The organism is Mycolicibacillus trivialis (assembly GCF_002102395.1).
Taxonomy (GTDB): Bacteria; Actinomycetota; Actinomycetes; order Mycobacteriales; family Mycobacteriaceae; genus Mycobacterium; species Mycobacterium triviale.
This window is the reverse complement of record NZ_LQPZ01000044.1, coordinates 156631-175796: the sequence shown is the minus strand read 5'-3', so window position 1 is coordinate 175796 and position 19166 is coordinate 156631. Positions and strand designations below refer to the sequence as shown.

General features: G+C 69.4%; 15 protein-coding genes. 1 reads left to right on the top strand and 14 read right to left on the bottom strand.

Features of this window, described 5'->3' with window-relative positions; genetic code table 11:
* Positions 1–222: 222 nt before the first annotated feature.
* Positions 223–1425 (top strand): alpha/beta hydrolase family protein, encoded by a 1203-nt coding sequence (locus tag AWC30_RS15960; RefSeq protein WP_085111203.1) that lies wholly within the window; start codon positions 223–225, stop codon positions 1423–1425.
* A 6-nt stretch (positions 1426–1431) separates the two neighbouring features.
* Here AWC30_RS15960 and eccE read toward each other — a convergent pair whose 3' ends face one another.
* From eccE to AWC30_RS15890, 14 genes are all read right to left on the bottom strand, one after another.
* Positions 1432–2418 carry a type VII secretion protein EccE gene (eccE, locus tag AWC30_RS15955; RefSeq protein ID WP_207568461.1) on the bottom strand — a complete coding sequence of 329 codons (987 nt, stop codon included), beginning with the start codon at positions 2416–2418 and terminating at the stop codon, positions 1432–1434.
* Between the two features lie 2 nt (positions 2419–2420).
* On the bottom strand, positions 2421–3794 hold the full coding sequence (mycP, locus tag AWC30_RS15950) for a type VII secretion-associated serine protease mycosin (RefSeq protein WP_085111202.1): 1374 nt from the start codon (positions 3792–3794) through the stop codon (positions 2421–2423).
* Positions 3791–5212, bottom strand: a complete 1422-nt coding sequence (eccD, locus tag AWC30_RS15945) for a type VII secretion integral membrane protein EccD (protein ID WP_272937755.1) — start codon at positions 5210–5212, stop codon at positions 3791–3793. Before eccD ends, mycP begins: the two co-directional genes overlap by 4 nt.
* A gap of 61 nt (positions 5213–5273) precedes the next feature.
* The gene (locus AWC30_RS15940) at positions 5274–6122 is read right to left on the bottom strand and encodes an ESX secretion-associated protein EspG (RefSeq protein WP_085111201.1); all 849 of its coding nucleotides are present in this window, start codon (positions 6120–6122) and stop codon (positions 5274–5276) included.
* 6 nt (positions 6123–6128) lie between these two features.
* Positions 6129–6416 carry a WXG100 family type VII secretion target gene (locus tag AWC30_RS15935; protein ID WP_085111200.1) on the bottom strand — a complete coding sequence of 96 codons (288 nt, stop codon included), beginning with the start codon at positions 6414–6416 and terminating at the stop codon, positions 6129–6131.
* Between the two features lie 35 nt (positions 6417–6451).
* Positions 6452–6751 carry a type VII secretion protein EsxS gene (locus AWC30_RS15930; RefSeq protein ID WP_085111199.1) on the bottom strand — a complete coding sequence of 100 codons (300 nt, stop codon included), beginning with the start codon at positions 6749–6751 and terminating at the stop codon, positions 6452–6454.
* 64 nt (positions 6752–6815) lie between these two features.
* On the bottom strand, positions 6816–8339 hold the full coding sequence (locus tag AWC30_RS15925) for a PPE family protein (RefSeq protein ID WP_085111198.1): 1524 nt from the start codon (positions 8337–8339) through the stop codon (positions 6816–6818).
* 24 nt (positions 8340–8363) lie between these two features.
* Positions 8364–8672, bottom strand: a complete 309-nt coding sequence (locus AWC30_RS15920; protein WP_085111197.1) for a PE family protein — start codon at positions 8670–8672, stop codon at positions 8364–8366.
* Positions 8673–8706: 34 nt separating this feature from the next.
* Positions 8707–12693 (bottom strand): type VII secretion protein EccCa, encoded by a 3987-nt coding sequence (eccCa, locus tag AWC30_RS15915; protein ID WP_085111196.1) that lies wholly within the window; start codon positions 12691–12693, stop codon positions 8707–8709.
* Positions 12690–14261, bottom strand: coding sequence for a type VII secretion protein EccB (eccB, locus tag AWC30_RS15910; RefSeq protein WP_085111195.1), 1572 nt, complete (start codon positions 14259–14261; stop codon positions 12690–12692). The genes eccCa and eccB overlap by 4 nt, the downstream gene beginning before the upstream one ends.
* Entirely contained in the window at positions 14258–16099 is a 1842-nt protein-coding gene (eccA, locus tag AWC30_RS15905) for a type VII secretion AAA-ATPase EccA (protein ID WP_372507094.1), read from the bottom strand. Before eccA ends, eccB begins: the two co-directional genes overlap by 4 nt.
* A 262-nt stretch (positions 16100–16361) precedes the next feature.
* Positions 16362–17300 (bottom strand): class I SAM-dependent methyltransferase, encoded by a 939-nt coding sequence (locus AWC30_RS15900; protein WP_085111232.1) that lies wholly within the window; start codon positions 17298–17300, stop codon positions 16362–16364.
* A gap of 179 nt (positions 17301–17479) precedes the next feature.
* Positions 17480–18385 (bottom strand): oxygenase MpaB family protein, encoded by a 906-nt coding sequence (locus AWC30_RS15895; RefSeq protein WP_085111193.1) that lies wholly within the window; start codon positions 18383–18385, stop codon positions 17480–17482.
* A gap of 138 nt (positions 18386–18523) precedes the next feature.
* Positions 18524–19102, bottom strand: a complete 579-nt coding sequence (locus tag AWC30_RS15890) for a VOC family protein (RefSeq protein ID WP_085111192.1) — start codon at positions 19100–19102, stop codon at positions 18524–18526.
* Between the last annotated feature and the right edge of the window lie 64 nt (positions 19103–19166).

Sequence of the window (19166 nt, the reverse complement as noted above, 5' to 3'; positions counted from 1 at the left end):
CCAAAGGCCCTGTCGTGGAGCGTGGGCACGTGGCCATCGACGCCGATTTAGAGCATATCGGTTCGGTTTTTACGCCGTCGCGGACCACCGCACGGCGTCGCCCGGACCGCATCACGCGCGGTGCATGTGGCCGAGATCGCCCGCGGCCCGATAAGTCGAGTTACCATCCGGTTGGTTGAACAGGCACCGTTGCCCTTCGAGCCTGTCCAGAAAGGCCGACACGTGACCACCAGCACCAGCACCAGCCCGGTCGATCCGGCACTACCGGTCCCCGACGTCCCCGGCGGCGAAGCCGACTCCCGCGGGCTCCCGGACCGCTCGGCTCTGACCTTCGGGCAACGCGCGGTGGTCGACGTCTCCGCGGTGGCAGACCTCGGATTGCGCACCATGGTCGCCTCGCTGGTCGGTGCGGCGATGACCCCGCCGATCCTGACCACGGCACTACGCGGCAACCGCGCTGACGTGGAACGGGAGAACCTACGTTTCTACGCCGATCTGGCCGCCGAGAAGGATCCGGCCAAATCGTTTCCGGCGCCGACCGACATCCCGAGGGTCACCTCACGACTGGCCAACCCGTTCGCTGAACGCATCGCGCGCGGCAATGTCGACAACATCTCTTTCGCCAGCACGTTCCGCCCGGTCAACCCCGCGATGCGGGACCTGTGGCGCGGACTTCGACGCAACAACATCGTGCGCGCGCAACACTGGCACCATGATGACGGGCCGCGCCCCACGCTGTGCGTCATCCACGGCTTCATGGGGTCGCCTTACCTGTTCAACGGGTTGTTCTTCTCGCTGCCGTGGTTCTACCGCTGCGGCTATGACGTGCTGCTGTTCACCCTGCCCTTCCATGGCCGGCGGGCCGAGAAGTTCTCGCCGTTCAGCGGTTTCGGCTACTTCGCCAACGGCATGTCCGGCTTCGCCGAAGCGATGGCGCAGGCGGTCCACGACTTTCGGTCGGTCATCGACTACCTGCGTCACACCGGAGTCGAGCGCATCGCGTTGACCGGGATGTCACTCGGCGGCTACACCTCAGCGCTGATCGCCTCGGTCGACGACCGTTTGGAGGCCGTCGTTCCCAATGTGCCGGTGGTCTCCGTGCAAGACGAGGTCGACGACTGGTTTCCCGCCAACAAACTCTTCGACCTCGGCCGGCGACTCGGTCAGATCGACCACGACGAATTCGCCGCGGCGACCGCGTTCCACTCGCCGTTGAACTACGCCCCGCTCGTCCCCAAGGACCGCCGCCTGATCATCACCGGACTCGGTGACCGCCTGGCACCTCCAGAACAGTCCGCGATGCTGTGGGAGCACTGGGACCGCTGTGCGCTGCACTGGTTCCCCGGCAACCACATTCTGCACGTGAGCCAGCCGACCTATCTGCGCCGCACCAACCGATTCCTGCGGCCCTTCATGTTCGACTGACCGACATCAGGCCGCGGCGTGCCGCGACTTCTTCGGGCTCCCCGGACGGCGAGCGCTCGGCCAACGCAACCGCTCCAGCGCTTCGGGGCTCACCGCCGAATTCCCGTCCAGCCGATCCGCGGTCAGCGGACTGATCGCGGTGAGGACCGCGCGGTGAATACCGCGTTGCGGGGTCAGGCCGGGCAGCGGCGCCGCTCCCTGGGGACGTTCGGCGGTGCGGAAAGCACACGCGGCAGCGATGCTGGGGTCGTTGGCACTCCCGGTGATCTGGACCGTCGTCCACGTCTCCTGAGCCGAGTGAGACCAGACCGCCCGCAATGTGTCGGCCAGATCGGAGTCCACCGTGACCCGGTAGGCGGCCAGGTAGCCATCGCCGCTGTCAACGGCGCGCCACCGTTCGCGATCTTCCGGTCCGACGAGTGCAGGCACCTCGTCCACCTCGACGATCGCTGCGTCCCAACCGACTTCGCGAAGGTGGTCGACGAGCCTACGGGCGGTCACCCGGGTCGTCTCCACCAACGGAATCGACGCCGACCGGGCTTCCAGCGCGCGCAGGTTGTCCGATGCCGCCACGGTCAGACCGATCCAGGTGTCGCGGGCGGTGCTCGCGGCGGTGTCGTGGCTGGTGATCTGGATGCTGTGGGCCCGAATCCCGTAACGGTCCAGGTAGCCGGCGATCAACGGCAACGGCAGCGTGTCGGCGGCCGGATCGGTGGATTGGACGCCGATCACCACCGTCACCCGATCGGCGCTGCGGCTCACCGATCGCTTGACCCGGTTGCCGCGGAGCATCCCCAGGCTGCGCCCGGCCATGGTGGTCAGGTGCAGGCCGCGCCACCACACCAGCAGCAGCAGGGTGATTGCCACCGCGATTCCCAGGATCCAGCGGTCGCGGACCGTCTGCCAGGGATACGCCATCGCTGCCGGGATGATCGCCAGCAACACCAGGGTCAGGCGAGCCGGCCCCGGCCACACCATCGTCGGTCGGTTCACGGTTATCCGGTCTCCTTTCGCCGGCGCGCCACCACGGCTGCGACAGCTGCAACAACGAGTAGCAGTGCGGTGGTCCCGACCACGGCCACGATCCGTGGTGCCGCGCTGGTGGGTTCGGGTTCAGGCGGTGCCGCAACCGGTTTGCTGGCCGTCGGGTCGCCGGGACGCGGAAGTTCCCACGTCAATGCGGCAACCGGGTCCACAGTGCCCGCACCGACGATGTTGGAGGGTGCACGCGCCGCATTCTGTGCCGTCGCAGTGATCCGGTTGATCACCTGAGTGGCGTTCAGTTCCGGAAACCTGCTGCGCACCAACGCCGCAACCCCGGCCACGTAACCGGCGGCATAGGCGGTACCGCTCAACGGCACCAGTTGCTGCTTCTGGCCGATCATCGCGTTGGCCAGACCGCCGTCGTCGCGGTTGCTCACCGAAGCGATCTCCTCACCCGGCGCCGCGATCCCGACCCAGGGTCCGGCCATGGTGAACGCGGACGGCTGGCCCGTCGGCGTCAGCGATCCGACCGAGAGCACATAGGGCTCCCAGTAGGACGGCAACGACATCGACCCGACGCCCTCCCAGTTGCGCGGGTCGGGCCGACGCAGGTCGGTGAGCGGGTTCGACTCGCACGCACCGCCGCCGAAGGTTCCGGTGGAGCCGTTGTCTCCGGCCGCCGCGACCACCACGGCGTCCTTCTCGACCGTCGCGTAGCGCACCGCCGCACCGAGCGCGGTCTGGTCGACCGGGCGGTCGGCGGGGAGGCAGGTGGTCGCCGAGACCGTGATCACCCGCGCGCCCAGGTCGGCGGCGTGGACGATCGACTTGGCCAGTGCGGTCACCGCGGCCGCCGCGTGCGCGGCCGCCGGATCCTGGTCCTGAGCGCGCGGTGAATAGCGGCTGGAGGCCACCCGGATCGCCAGCAGCGTCGCCCCGGGGGCGACCCCGGAGAATCCGTCGTCGCCGGGCTGTCCGGCAACGGTCCCGGCGACCAACGTGCCGGTGCCGTCGCAGTCGGTCAGCCCGTCGGTGGTGTCGACGTAGTCGCCGCCGGCCTCCACCTCCGGAAGCCGCGGACCGGGCCGCACGCCGGTGTCGATGATCGCGACCTTCTGGCCCTCACCACGGGAGAACTGCCAGGCCGCAGGCAGATTCAGCATCTGCTGGCTGGCGGTGGGGGCGCCGACGTCGGTACCCGGCAGCACCTGGCTGGCACCGCAGGCCCCGAACTGCGACATCTCCGCAACCGGGCCGGGGGTGCCGTCCGGCGGGGCGACCGCCGCGTCGATCTCCGGCGGTGGGACGGCGGCCGCGGACGGGCACACCACCACCACCCCGGCCGTCAGCGCCGCAGCGAGCCAACTGGTTCCGGCACGGGTCATCGATCGAGGATCCAAGAGAACAACCCGACCAGGTAGGCCATCACCGGGATGAGTGAGGCATCCAGACCGGAGGCGATGAACCCGAGGATTCGGCGCATCGGCAGCGAGTAGCTTTCCGGCTCGGCGATCACCGGGTTGAGCGCGACCACCGCCCAGGCCAGGGCCAGGACCGCGACGGCCAACAGCACGAACGACGCGGCGGTGAAAAAGCCGGTGGCGGCGTAGATCACCAGCAGCGCGGTGCCCAGCAGGTAGGGCTGGGCCAGCAGCCACGCCTTGCAGGCGGCGGAGTCCCATACCCGGGCGCGCAGCACGCTGGCGGCGGCGGTGGCTCCCACCAGGTACCAACCCCACCCGGGAACGGTGTCGGGCGTGGCCGCCACGGCGACCGAACCGAGCACACTGAGCAGCACCGCGCCGGCGACGAAACCGCTCTGGTGCGAGTCGCTGGTCCGCACCCGGCGCGGCAGGTCTTTCAGCAGGCGCTGCGACGGCGGGGCCGGTGTGGGGTCACCGGGCGCGGGGATGACCGGCAACGGCAGCCGTGCGCACAGCGCGGAGAACTGCGGCGCGGAAATGGTCACGATCAGCGACAGGGCGATCAACCCGCAGCCCAGGCTGGCGATCGGCAGGTCCCACAGCATGGCGGCGCCGGCCGCCAGCAGCACACCCGACGCCACTACGGAGCTGGCCGTGAAGAAGGCGACGGCGCGGGGCTGGTCGCGGCGCGGGACGATCAGGCTGATCAGTGACCAGGCCAGTGCTCCCGCGGCCCCGAACACCAGATGCGCCGGGCCGAACACGCCGGGGACCGCCAGGATGCAGGCCGCCGCAATAGGTGCCAGCGCAGTGACCGAAAGCGCCAGGGCGACCCGGCCGGAGCGAGCCCGGCCGACCAGTGCCGCACCCGCGGTCAGCAGGGCGAGCGCTCCGGCGCCGAACAGCCCACCGAGATCCCCGGTGACGGCCTGGTAGGCGACGGCCAATCCGGTCGCGGCGAGCACCACCGCGATCACCGCGCCCAGCGCACCGCGCTGGATGTGCGTGGTCTTCCACGGGCTGGTCCGGGACGCGGAGAAGATCACCGCCGCGTCGGCGATGTCCTCGACGATGCCGGGTGCAGGCGGACCGGCCGGGACCGGTTGCAGGGCGAGCAGGTCACCGTCGACCACGCCGACCGTGTCCAGTGTGGCGTCGAGGCTGAACGGAGCTCCGCCGACCGGCGCGAGGCTGAGCCGGGCGGCGGTGTGGTCGTCCGCGTCGTCGCCGGTGGGTGCCACGAGTTGCTGGACCGCGGGCAGGATCTCGCGCAGTGGCAGTTCAGCGGGCAGCGCCATCTCGGTCAGCCGGCTCTCGGAGAGCACGGCGACCCGAACGATCGGCATGACAACGTCGGGCAACACCGAGGTGTCGGTCATGGGTTATCTCTTCTCTGCGGGGCCGGTGTCGGCCGGTGACAAACGTCGGGACGGGCAGCGGTCAGGTGTGCTGTACGGAGAAATCTCGGGCGAGGCGAACCTCGGGGAACCATCGACCGTCCGGGAGCAGGTCGGTGAGGGCGTCGACCGCGGTGGCGATCGCCAGCGGGGTGCCGGGGCTGAACGTGGAGACCCATTCCCCGTCGAAAGCCCGGGACGGGCTGACCAGCACCCGTCCGGCGGTGGTGTCGACGATGCTCATCCCGACCTCGGTGGTGTCGTGGCGACCGTCGTGGCGCTGCCCGGCGACGATCTCGACGTAGCTGCGGGGTCCGGAGAACACCGATTCCACGACCGGGCGGGCCGCGCGCGGGATGCCCAGGTACTCCAGGACTTCCGGTAGCGGAGTGCCGGCGCGCAGCCGTTCGTCGGCGCGCGCCCCCACCCGGGCCGGCATGGCGAACTCGGGGAACCGGGCCGGTGGCCGTCCGGTCAGGCCGGCACCGAGGACCGGCGCCAGGTCCCTCGGGTCGTTGATGTCCATCGCGGTGAACGTGACCAGCTGGGCGTTGCGCAACGCGACCACCGTCTGGCGGCCGCGTCGCGCCACGATCCCACGCAGGAGCTCCTCCGGATTGGAGGAGGGACCGACGTAGCGAAGGTCCAGCCAGCGGTCCGGGAAGCACACCGCCCGGATCCACTCGGCTACCGCCGGGTTGACGGCACCGTCGGGTGCCAGCAGCCCCAGCTGGTCGAGTTCATGAGCTTGGTCGGCCAGGAACGCCGACCGTTCGCCGGCGTCCTGGTACGGCGTGGTGATCGCCAAAACCCACGGGAACGTCCCCGCGCCAATGGTTTCGGCGATGTACCATGCCTGGTCGACCGTCAGCTCAACCGCGTTGGGTCGCACTGCTCGTTAGCCCCACTTGGCCGCTTGCGCCTGGTCGCGGCCCAGCATGGCCAACGTGTTGGCCTCGTGGGTGCCGGCCATCGCGTGGTAGGCGCGGATCAGCTCTTCCATCGCGGTGTTCCACTGGGCCTGCCACGCCTGGTAGGTCAGCCCGGTGTCACCCTGCCAGGCACCGCGCAGCGCCGCCTGCTCGGTGGCGATGTCGGTGCCGACGGCCTGCAGCGTGCCCGCGTAGCCGGTCATCTCGCCGGCGTGCCCGAGCATCGCCGGGTAGTTGTACATGATCTGAGACATCAGTCGTTCCTTTCGGTGACGGGAGGTCGGGTGGGTTAGGCGCCGCCGCCGGTGTAGGCGGCAGCGGCTGCGGCGTCGGCGGCCACGTAGGTGGTGCCGGCCTCACCGAGGTTGGCCTGGGCGATGTCCAGCAGGGAGTTGACCTTGGTCGCCGCCTCCACGAAACGCAGGTGCGCGGCCTGGAAGGCGGCCGACCCCTCGCCCTGGTGGAAAGCCTGCGATGACAGCGCCGACTGCTCGGCCTGCGCGATCGTGCTGCGCATCAGCGCGGTCTTGGCGCCGAACGCCGACTCGGAGGCGACCAGCTGCGGAATGTGTGCGTCCAGAAGACTCATGGTGTTTCCTTTCTCGAACTCTGTTGTGGTGGTGCGATTGTCGTGTTGGGCGATATCGGGTCGGTCAGTGCTGTTCGCCCCCTTCTGATGGATCGACGTGGTCGTGGGGGCCGTCGGGCCCCCAGGTTCCGGGCATCATCGGAGTCGCCGGGCCGTTGCCGAACTCGTCGGCTTGCAGCGTGGTCAACCCGGTAGCCGGTGCGACATCGGTCTTCACGGCTGTGCCGGTGAAGCCCAGCCGGCCGGACCCGCGCTGCGACGCCGTTGACGTCGGTTCCGGTCCACCGGTGTCGGCGTTCATGTCCATGTATTCGTCGGCGAAGTCCTTCATCTGCCTGCGCTGACGGCGGCGGGCACGGGCCTGCTCCCGGTTCATCGCCCGCACGCCGGCGGCGGCGGCCGGGATCCGGGCCGCAGGCGCCTTGGCGCCGGACCGGTCGGTGATGGTCGGACCGACCGCAGGGCCCCAGTCCTCGCCGCGGACGACGTAGCCGACCGCCTCGGCGCCGGTGACCGGGACGGCCGTCGCGGGGGCGGCGGGGGCAGCCGGCGCGGCCGGTGCGGCCGCAGCGGCTGCCGCGGCCGCGGGCGCCGGGGTGACCGGCAGCGGCGGGTTCTCCTGTCGGGGCGTCATCTCATCCCGGAGCTCCGGCTGGTCGGCCGGAGTCTCGTCGGCCGGCGCCTCGACTCCCACCGGCTGCAGCTGCGTGCCGATACCCAGCGCCAGGCCCAGCACCAGCGGGAGTACCAGCGGCGCGCTCAGGATCATCGCCCACGTCGGCCAGCCGACCAGGTTGAAGAACACCTGGTAGGCGAGCAGGAACAGCAGCGCCGGGTTCGCAAACGGGTTGAGCAGGAACGTCCACAGCGCGTTGGGATCTGTGAACAGATCGATGATCGGCTGGTACATGCCCTTGATCATGTCCATGTACCAGTCCAGCGGGTTCTTGGCGAACAGTGTGTCGGCGATGCCGTTGGAGTTGGTCAGCGCGGAGCGCGACTGCGCGGCTTGGGATGCCGCCTGGGTGGACATCAGGCTCGCGCCCGCCTCGGCGGCCTCCGCGCCGGGAGTCAGCACGAACGGCGCGGGCACCGATCGCGGTGTGGAAGCCATCGCCGTGGTCGAGGTGACCTGGTAGGTGCTCATGGCGACCGCGGCCTGGATCCACATCCGGATGTAGTCGGCCTCGTTGAGCGCGATCGGGATGGTGTTGATCCCGAAGAAGTTGGTGGCGACCAGCACGCCGTGGATGGCGTGGTTGGCGGCCAACTCCGGCAGCGTCGGCATCATCGCCAGCGCCGCGGTGTAGGAACCCGCCGCCACCTGCTGTTCGGCAGCGGTCACCGCAGCATTGGCGCCGGCCTGGGTCAGCCAGGCCACGAACGGCAGGTGCGCCGCTCCGTAAGCCATCGCGCTCGGTCCCTGCCAGGCGCCGGATTGCACCGCGGCGACCGTTGCGGTGATCTCCGCAGCGGCATCCGCGTATTCGGCGCTCAGCGACGACCAGGCGGCGGCCGACGCCAGCAGCGGCCCCGGGCCGGGGCCGGCCGACAGCAGCGCCGACCACACCTCCGGCGGGGACGCCATCCAGACGGGACCGACAGGCATCGATCAGGCCCCGGCGATCCCGTAGGTGGCGGCCGCCGCGGCGTCGCCGGTGGCGTAGCTGATGCCCGATTCGCCGACGCCGATGCCGGCCCGGCCGAGCTCTTCGACGCCCTGCGCGGCGATCGCGGCGTGCTCGCTGCCCTGGGCGCTGAACCCGGCCGCGGTCTGCAGCGACACCGGGTCGGCGGCCGGCGGGATCACCGCGGTGATCGCCGGGGCAGCGGCGGCGTGGGCGGCCGCCAGTCGGGCGGTGAGCGCCTCAACGGCGGCGCTGGCCGCCTCCAAGCCCTCGGGGACGACGCGAAGTGTCATCGGTTCTGCTCCTTTCGATCGGTTGGGTCGGATGTCACCCGGTCACCCGTTCGGTGACCATCGGGTTGACCAGTTGCAGGAAGGTCGGGGTGTCGCTGTCGGCGAGCAACATGGCCCGGCCCGCGGGCATGCGGCTGAAGCGCTGCCCGCGTACCTTGCCACCGTCGGTGGGGTTACCGGAGAGCATCAGCGTGACCGCCTGCAAGTCGTTGAGTCGGCGCAGCAGCGGGTTGGTCATCAGCGCGTGCCCGGAGCCGCTGGCCCGAGCGGTGACGATGACCCGCAGCCCCAGGTCACCGGCTTCCGAGAGCAGCCCGATGAGGTTGGTCCACGGCCGCTGTCCGGCGTAGGGGCCGGTCATGGCCGGCCCGTCCGGGATCTGGTCGACGTCGTCGATGATCAGGTAGTGGGTATGGCCCTGGAAGCTCCAGCGCGCCAACTGTTCCGGCGGCAACCCCGCCGGGGGGCGACGCTGTTCGATGAGGGCGGACAGCCCCAGCATCGCCGGGATGATCCGGTCGATGTTGGCGGTGTACTCGTTCTCCGGGAACAGCGGTTCGTCGACCAGGTGCAGACGTCGGTCCAGCACGGTGAACGCCACGCGGTCCGAGGTCGAGTGGTCCCGAATGGTCCGGATCAGGTGACGCAACAGTGTCGTCTTGCCGGACTTGCTGTCGCCGAGCACCATCACCAACGGGTTGTCGGCGAAGTCGAGCTCGACCGGAGCGAGGTCTTCTTCGCGCTGGCCGATGGTGATGCGTTCGCCGCCGGTCCACAGGGGTCGCAGCGACTCCGGCGCCAGGTCGGTCGGCAGCAGTCGCACCGGCGGTGCGCTGACGCCGGGGTACCGCGCGTTGATCGAGGAGATCTGACCGAGATCCGGTGCTGCGACGAGGAAGTGCTCGGCCGCCATCGTCAGGCCGCGACCCGGTTGGTCGGCCGGCACCGACTCGGCAGGCCGGCGCAGCGCACCGGGCACCCGGACGTTGCTGTCGCGCGGGTCGTGGAGCTTCAGTTCCAACCGCAGGCCGAGGCCGTCCCGCATCGCCAACGGCACCTCAAGCCAGTTCGGCGTGGTGATCACCACATGGATGCCGTAGGCCAGCCCGGTGTTGGCCAGTTCGGTCACCTTGGCCAGCAACGGGTTACGGGTGTTGAACTGGTCGGTGTTGTCCCGACTGAACGCGTACAGGTTGTCGACGACCAGGAAGACCTCGCCGAAACCGTCCTCGAAGCCACCCGAGTTGCCGTTGGTGCGCCGGAATGCCTGACGGTGCTGTCGGGACAGCAGCAGCTGTTCGATCTCGCCGAACGTACGCCGGATGCGTTCGGGTTCCAGCCCCGACGCGACGCTGCCGACGTGGGCCAGATCCTCCAACTCACGCAGTTTCCCGCCGCCGTAGTCCAGGCAGTAGAACGTGACTTCGCGCGGCGAGTGCAGGCTGGCTGCCGACAGCATGAACGTCTGCAGCGCTGTCGATTTACCGGACTTGGGCCCGCCGTGGATGACGATGTTGCCGGCGGCCGACGCAGCGTCGAAGACCAGCGGGTCGCGCCGCATCTCGAACGGCTTGTCGATCTCGGCGAGCGGCCAGCGCAGCGTGCTCTGCCCGACGCCGCTGCGCGCCAGCAGACCCTCCAGCGGGATCTCCGTGTCCAGCGGCGGCAGCCACAATTGCGGCGCCCGCGGCCCGTAGGTCGCCAACTGGTCGCCGATCGTGGTGATCAGCTTGCGCGGCGGGCCGATCGGCTCGTCGTGCTGGTCGCCGACGACCACCGTGTCGTGGTCCGGCTCCACCCGCCCTGCGGTGAACAGCTTCGGGCGCGGATCGGAGTGCACCACAACGGTCCTGGCCGACCGGGGCGGGTCGTAGATGCCGTCGACATACGTGCTGCGGAACTTGATCGGCGCGGCACCGGGCGCGGGCACCAGGAACCCGACGCCTTTGTGCTCCTTGCCCGATTCGATGTGGTAGGCGTCCTCCACACCGATGATCTGACGCGACACCGACGGGCTCGCGACCTTGAGACCGATGCGGTAGGAGGTGTTCTTGTCGATGTCCTTGATCTTGCCGACGTCGAGTGTCTGCGAGGCGAACAGGATGTGAATGCGGAACGAGCGGCCCTTGCGCGCCACGTAGTCGAACAGCTCGGCGTACTCAGGGTGGTCGGCCAGCATCAGGCTGAACTCGTCGGCGACGACGAACAGCGTGGGGATGGACGGGAATTCGGGCCCGCTCAGACCCCGTTCGGCGATCGCCGTCTCGTACTCGGCGACCGAGTTGAACGTGCTGCCCTGCACCGTCCGGCCCGCTTCGCGCAGCAGCAACTCACGCCGGGCCACCTCACCGCGCAGGGTGTCGGCGAAGCGGTCCGCCAGCGACTTCTTCTCGGCCATGTTCGAGATGACGGCGACGACCTGCGGGAAGTCCCGGAAGATGTCCGCGCCGGCCTCACCCTTGAAGTCGGCGTAGATGACGATCAGCCGCTCAGCCGAGTGGGTCGTCAACAGCGACAACAGAATGGACATCAGGGTCTGGGATTTACCCGACCCGGTCATCCCGATCATCAGGCCGTGCGGCCCCATGCCGCCTTCGGCCTCGTCCTTCAAGTCGAAGAACAACGGTTCACCGGTGGCGGTGACACCGATCGGCACCCGCAGCTCGTCTTCGCGCCGGCGCGGCGCCCACAGGGCGGGCACGTCGAGTTGGGTGGCATCCGGGATGTCCAGCAGCGTGGTGAACGTCGCACCCCGGGTCGCGGCCGACTGTAGGCCGACGTGTGTCGGGTTGGAGTCCCAGCGCGACAACCGGCGGGCCAGGTGAGCCGCGTCATCTACCGCCAACCGGTCGGCCGCGTCGACGAACGCCTGCCAACCGCCGGTCCCCCAGAGCTCCAGCCGGCCGTCGACGACCCGCAGAATCGGCCGCTCGGGATCCGGGTACTGCTCGCGGTGCGGCGCGGTCGCGGTGCGGTGGATGACGGTGACGCCGGCACGGCCGACCCCCAGCGGAGAGGCCTTGACGTCGAAGTCCGGATCATCGACCACGACCAGCAGGTGGCGCAGTGCGTCGGCCGGTTCTCCGGTGAAGGCCGGGCGCTCGGCGAGCACCGGCTGCAGCCCGAGCACCAGGTCCCCAGCGTCGGACCACAGGGCGCGTGCCGAACCGACACCGTCGATCTGGCCGGGAATGTCGACGTGCGGCAGCCATTTCAACCAGGCCCAGGCGGAGTTCTCCAGGTCCGGGGTTGCCAGAGCCACGCCGAGCACGGTCGGGTCGTGCCAGGTGATCGCCTGCGCCATCCAGGCGCGCAACACGGCGCGCACCTCCTCGGCCTGGGCGTCCGGGTCGCCCGCGGCGTCGGTGACGACGGTGATCTGCGACATCCGGCCGAGGGTCAGCCCGACCGGAGCGTCGCGCACGATGCTCTGGGTCTCCAGCAGGCTGCGCAGCGCGCTGTGCGACACGGGTTCGAGGTCGATCTCGTCGACGGTGTCCTGCACCCGCAACTGAGTGTCCAGCGCCACATCGTGCAGACCCGTTCGCAGCACCAGGAAGTCGTCGTCTCGTGGGTCACGCTCCCACTGGCGGCGGGTGCCTGCGACGGCAGCCAGGGTGTCCGGCTCCGGGTGGGACCACTCCAGGCGGGTGCGCTGCTGGGCGGCCTGTCCGCGGATGTTGTCGCGGACCACCGAGAGGTAGCGCAGATAGTCCGCACGCTCGGCGTCGACGGCCGCGACCCGGTTCTTCTGGTTGCCGCCGCGGAAGAAGCCGGTCGCCGCGAAGAGCAGCACCAGCGGGAAGAACAGCACCAGCGGAGAGATCATCCGGATACCGGTGGCCACGATCGCCACGATCGCGCCCACCACCAGCAGGATGATGAGCACCGGCAGAGCGCGCTGCAGCATCGTCGCCGGAATGACCCGGGGCAGTTCCGGGGGCGGTTCGATGGCGATGGTGCCCTTGCGGGTCGCCGGGGGCGGCACCCGCCGGCGGGCCTCGAAGATCAGACGGCTCATCGGGTCTCCTGTGCGGCCCGCACGGTGCGGCCGGGTCGTGATTCGGGCGCCACGCTGTCGCGCGCGATGAGCGCATCGGCGCGGGACAGCGCGGGGCCGGGAGCGAACAGGGTCAGCAGCGACCAGGGGATCGGCAACGCGGGCGGGTTCAGCCCGAGTGCCTCAACGGTTTTCGAGTCACCAGCGGGGCCGGCGGCTTCGTCGATTCCGTAGCGCACCCCGGTGTCGGAGATCCAGTAGAGCGAACCCTCGATCGGCGAGGTCGGTTCCGCCCCGACGATCTGCGCGAAATAGCCGGTCCCCGAAGGCAACGCGACGCGGCTGGCGGTGCCCTCGGCGGCGCCGACCAGGTCGACGGTGTGCACGCCGTCGGGCACGGGCAGCGTCGAGCCGGACAACAGCGACAGGTCGCTGGTGGCCGCGCCCTCGGGCTTGGCCCAGTGCGCGCAGGTCACCGGTGCGGCGGCCGCATCGACCGGAGCGAGCCGCTGCTCCGGGTAGCGGGCGGTGTCGAGCATCCGCGACACCGGCAGCGCCGCGATCGCGTCGGCCGACAGCCGCGGCGGCTGGGCCAGCCCGTAGGAGTCGGTGTTACGCAGCAGCGCGGCCAGCACCGGCGAGATGGGCTGCAGCCCGTCGGGCAGCACCGCGTAATACAGCGCGGAGTTGTCGGCCGCGTATGCGACCACAACGCCGCCGATCGGCGCGGGTGCGGGCAGTTCATAGTGCGGGGGCTGACCGGCGTCCGGGATGGGCGGGGCGGCCAGCGGCGGCGCCTCGGGGATCGCGTTGAACAGCCCGTGGGCGATCGGGCGCGGGGTGGGCAGGTCCACACCCCAACCCAGCGCACCGGTGACGGCGCGGTCACCGAGGTCGATCGGGCTGCGCTTGCCGTCCCACAACAGCCAGGTTCCGTTGCCGTTGTCGACCAGCACCGCGTGTTTCTCGTCGAGGGTGTCCGCCCGGGTGCCGTCGGTGCGCGGCGTACCCGCGATCACGGTGACCCCGGCGCTCGACCCGGTGGCCGCGTCACAGACGGTCCAGTCCGCGTCGGTGGCGTCGGCCTGCACCATCCGTTCCGGTGCACCGGGGATCCCGAGCAGGTTCCCGCGTGGGATGGCGTCCAGCTCACTGGTTTTCACGGTCTTAGGGCTGACCGGCTTGCCGACGATCAGCCGCGCCGAGGTGAGGTTGAGCACCGGGTGGAGTTGGTCGCCGAGCCGGACGTACAGCGCGGCGGTCGACCGGTCGGCGAGCACCGGCTCATTGCCGGGGGCGCCGCCGGGCCGGAGGAAGGAGAACACGAAGAAACCCAGCACGGCGGTGATGGTGATCAGTGCGCCCATCATCACCGACCGGCTCTGGGTGCGCAGCGGCTCGACGAGCATCCGAGCGTCGTGCAGGGCGACACCCGATGCGATGCGGCGCATCACGAAACGCCATCCACTGACCTGGTGTTTGGTGACGAAACCACGCCGGTAGACCACCCGGTCGGGGTTGTCGTTGACCGGGGTGCGCGAAGCGAACGACCGGCGGTCGTCGTCGATGTCGTCGTCGTAGTCGCTCATGCGGGCACCGTCAATCCCAGGCCGCGCAGCAGTGGCGCCGCCGAGTAGCCGACATCGGCGGCGGTGATCGTCATCAGTTCCTCATCGGTGAATTCGCCGGTGTCGGCCTGTTCGGAGTGGTCGAGGCGGTATTCGCGTTCCTCCTCGGAGCGCTCGACGAGGTTACGCACGAACCGGCCGTTGCCGGCGATGTCGAGGCTGCGCCGCTCCACGCCGTTGGCGTCGGGGGTCGATCCGGCGGCCAGGTCCGCGAACAGCTTCTCCATGTCGTTGAGCGCGGCCTGTTCGAAGACGCTGTCGCGGTGTTCGGCCATCACGTGGGCGATCTCGACGAGTTCGGCCGGGGTGTAGGACGGGAAGTCGATGCTGCGGGTGAAGCGGGAGCGCAGACCCTCGTTGGTGTCGAGGAACCGGTCGAGGTCGGCGCGGTACCCGGCGATGATCACCACGAGGCGGTCGCGGTCGTTCTCCATCCGGGCCAGCAGGGTGTCGATCGCCACCAGCCCGAAGTCGTTCTTGGCGCCGGTGGCTACCAGGGCGTAGGCCTCATCGAGGAATAGCACGCCGTCGAGCGCACTGTCGATGATGGCGTTGGTCTTGGCTTCGGTCTCCCCGATGTGCTGGCCGATCAGGTCGGCGCGGTGGACCTCTTTGACGTTCTCCTTCTTGAGCAGCCCGAGTCCGCAGTAGATCTTGGCCACGACACGCGCGATCGTGGTCTTACCGGTTCCGGGCGGGCCGGCGAAGATCAGGTGGTGGGTGCGTTGCGCGACGGCCAGCCCACGTTCCTGGCGCATCAGCCCCATCGCCACCGAACTCTTGAGCCGCTGCACCTGGTTCTTGACCTCGTCGAGGCCGATGAACTCGCCGAGTTCACGTTCGGCCTCGGCGAGCAGTTGCGCCTTGCGCTCCTGGGCCTCCGGGTCGATGAAGTCGCCCTCGTCGGGTTCGGTGGCCGGGTCCCAGGGGTCGGTCCGAGCGTCGATGCGGTCGGCGGTGGTGGTCGCGATCCCGAAGGACCGGTCGTTGAGGGCGTGCTGGACCTGTTCGTTCTCCGGGTTGGCCGCATACAGGTCCTGCAGCACCTCTTCGGCGGACTCCTCGTCGACGTGCACGCGCAGCACCAGTCCGCGGGCCAGGGCGCCGTCGACGGCGGCGACCGGGATGGGGCCGTCCGGCTCTTCGAGGTAGGACAGCGCCGCGGCGTGCATTCCCAGCCGGGCCAGGCTGATGCCGAGAGTGACCTTCACCGCGTGGGCGAACAGGTCGTCGAGGGCCGGGTCGTTGACCATGGCGGTCAGCAGCTTGACCACGTCGGCCCACCGCTCCGCGCGGTAGTGAACGGTTGCGGCCACCCAGCGGGCTTCGCGCCAGGACGGCCGACGCTCGGTGATCTCGGTGACGATGCGGTGTGCCTCGGCGAAGGCGCCGGTGGCGGCGAGCGCCGCCGCGTGGGCCAGGTGATAGTCGTCGGGTTCGGCGGCACGGAACCGCAGGTACAGCCCGCTGTCGTAGGTGAACGTCACCGTCCCCGGCGCCAGGTCGAGTTCGCGTTGCAGCAATCCGGCGGTCTCCGCGGTCGTCGAGACCGCTTCCAGCACCCGGGGCGAGTCATCGCCCGCGGCGGCCAAACCGACCCAGGCGTCGCACTGGTCGTGGGCGATGCGGGTCAGCGCAGCGAAGCCGCTCCGCGCGGCAGCCAGGTCGGCCGGACGCTGCCGACCGTGCACGGTGACACCCAGTGCGCGACAGCAGGTAGCAAACCGGCTGGCGATGTCGCTGTCGACGCGGTGCACGACGGACCGGCCGGAAAGCGTGCCGGTATCAGCGTTGGCCACCGGGGACCGCCCTTTCAACATAGCTTTACCTAACCTAACTTGGTGAAGTTAGCACTGCACCGGGTTCACTGTCGAGGCGAGCCCCGACGTCCAGCACGTGGCCTGAATCACCGTGGCCACCGGAGGTCTTCCGCAAACAGGTAGACGCACCGCCGAACCCCCACCGTTATTGAAAACGATTTTCGATAGGCACGATACCGCACGGCGGCCGCCGGGTGAATTCCGCCCGGGGCATGGCCGGACACGGTTCATCTCGGCATCGCTAGGCCCCGCCCGAACCGGCCGCGCTCACACCGCCCCCGGGCTCTTTGACGGCGCTGACCAAGGTGATGCGGGCGATCATCGGGCCCGCCTCGGCCGCGGCATAGGGGACCGGACGTCCGGCGGAGCGCAGACACTCCGACAGCGGTGTCGGCTGCGCCGTCCAGCCGCGCGCACCGAACCATTGCTCGGCCGGCGCGCACTGCTCGTTGTAGATCAACTGGTGGAAGATGCGTGCGTCGTCGCCGGCGGCGCGTTCCTCCTCCAGCGCAGCCCGGTAGTCCGCGTCGGGCATCGGCGCGCCGTCCTCGACGGCGATCCGGCTGCCCGGTGCGGCCAGCGCGTCCACTCCGGTGAACAGCTGCTCCTGGGCCTCAGCAGGCAGGTAGATGAGCAATCCCTCGGCGATCCAGGCCGAGGGCTGCTGCGGGTCGAACCCGTGCTCGCGCAGCGCCCGCTGCCAGTCATCGCGCAGGTCCACCGCGATTTCGCGCCGCTCGGCGCGCGGGCGCGCCCCGTGTTCGGCCAACACCGCGCGCTTGAACTCGAGCACCTGCGGCTGGTCGAGTTCGAAGACCGCCGTCTCCGGCGCCCAGTCCAGCCGGTAGGCGCGGGAGTCCAGACCGGCGGCCAGGATGACGACCTGCCGAATGCCGGCGTCGGCGACCCGCCCGAAGTACTCGTCGAAATAACGGGTGCGCGCCGCCTGGAAGTTGACGAAGTGCTCACCGAACTCGGGTGTCTTGAGATCGTGATCGGGTAACGCCCCATCCAGCACGCCGGCCCAGTCGCCGCCGACGGCCCGGCAGAACAGCTCCGCATACGGGTCGACCGCCAGCGGATCAGGCTTCTGCGCCTCCAACGCGCGCGCCGTGGCCACGAACAAGGCCGTCGACCCGACGCTGGTCGTGATGTCCCAACTGTCACCCTCACTGCGAATCCCGGTCATGCCGCCGACGCTACGCCGGGTCGGCGCCAGGCCACCCGCCCGGGGCGACGACGTAGAGACCGGCCGCGGCCGGGACGTCATCGGGTGCACCCACCGACCCTATGTCTCGCAGTAGCGGAAATTCAACTGAGAATTCTCCGCAAATTAGCATTCTTGGTCGGTCGCGCCGATTAAACCAACGGCCGGCCGGTCCGCATCCGCCAGCGCATGTCCCACATCAGCGCGTTGAACGGGAACTGGCGCAGCGGGACGGGCGTGAGGCCGTTGACCACCCGCAACATCGCGATCAGCGCGTCGAATTGTCGTTGCTTGGCCGGGCTCCAGGACAGGTGCATCTCATCGCGGAACCGTTGCGGCAGGAAGCCGGTGGTGATGAACAGCATCGGCTGCTCCACCAGTTTGTGCAGCGGGCCGGGCAGGGTGACACCGCGCATCCGGACCGCCGCGATGCGGTACAGATACTTCCGGACCGTGTCATCGATGTGGATGTTGGTCTCCAGTTGCTCCTGCCAGTACTTGTCGAACGCGGCCCGATCGGCCGGCCACATCTCCGGGCGCACCTGCAGCGCGGTGCCGAAGATCTTGGCCTCCTGGTACCCGCGTTCGGCCTCCTCCTCGTCCATCTCGCCGTAGAACATCCGGTACAGATCGACCGAGCCCTTGTACAGGCAAGCCGCCACCCACAGCTGCAGCTGCGGATCGAAGGCGTTGTATTTGACCGGGCTGTCCGGCCCCGAACGCACCTGACGGTGCGCCGAGTCGATCGCCCTTTTAAAGGCCGCCCGCTCTTCGTCGCTCCCCAGCGCCACCACCGCCAGGTAGCCGATCGTGGTGCGGGCCCGCTTGAACGGGTGCAGGTCGGCGCGCCCACTGTCGACCTTGCTCTCCACCACGCCATAGCCGACGCTGGGACGCGCCAGTTGCATGATCACGTTGGCCGACCCGGCCATCAGCGAGAGTCCGAACAGCCCGTCGGTCATGTCGGCCGTCGAGCCGGGCCTGGCGCGCCGTCGCCGCGGGTCGGGCGGATCGCCGACCGGACGCTCGACTTGCGCAATCGCGGCGCTTCCCGACATCGGATCACCTGCTCTCAATTGTGAGAACGCTTGTTTTCAGAATACAAGCCTGCCCCGCTCGCGGCGCTCAATCGGGACGGTCCGGCCGTGTCGTCGCCCCACCGCTGCGCCACTGCACCGCGAACACCCAGGTGCGGACTATCCGCCTGCGGCGCCGACCCGCCGGTCGGCGGCGGTCTTGGGGACCACCTGCACATCTTCGGCGGTGAATTCCTTGGTCCAGCAGGCGAACTCGATGGTGATGCCGTCGGGATCCAGGAAGTAGAACGATCGCACGTAGACGCCGGGATGCACGGTCGCGCTGACCTGCGACTCGGACTCGTCATGGTTGAGGATCGGCCCGACCCGCACGCCCTTGTCCTTGAGCTTCTGCCGGTAGTCGTCGAACTTCTCCGGCGGCACATGCAACGCCAGGTGGTTCATGGTGCTGACCGCGCTGACGATCTCACCGATGCCGGGGATGGCGGCCGGCGAGGAGACGCCGGGCACCCGGTCGGGGGCGTCGGCGAACCAGAAGAACGCCACGCAGTCCCCGTTGCCGGCGTCGAAGAAGAAGTGCTGCCCCATGCCGTGCGGCAGATCCAGCGCCTTCACCAGCGGCATTCCCAGCGTGTTGCTGTAGAAGTCCACGGTGCGCGCCATGTCCGAGCACACCATTGCGACGTGGTTGATGCCGCTGAACTCGAACTCGGTGTTGGGGTTGGACGGCTTGATCATCGGCTCGCTCCCGGTCAGAATACGTATCTGAACCTAACATCAGATTCAGTTTGTGACCAGAGCC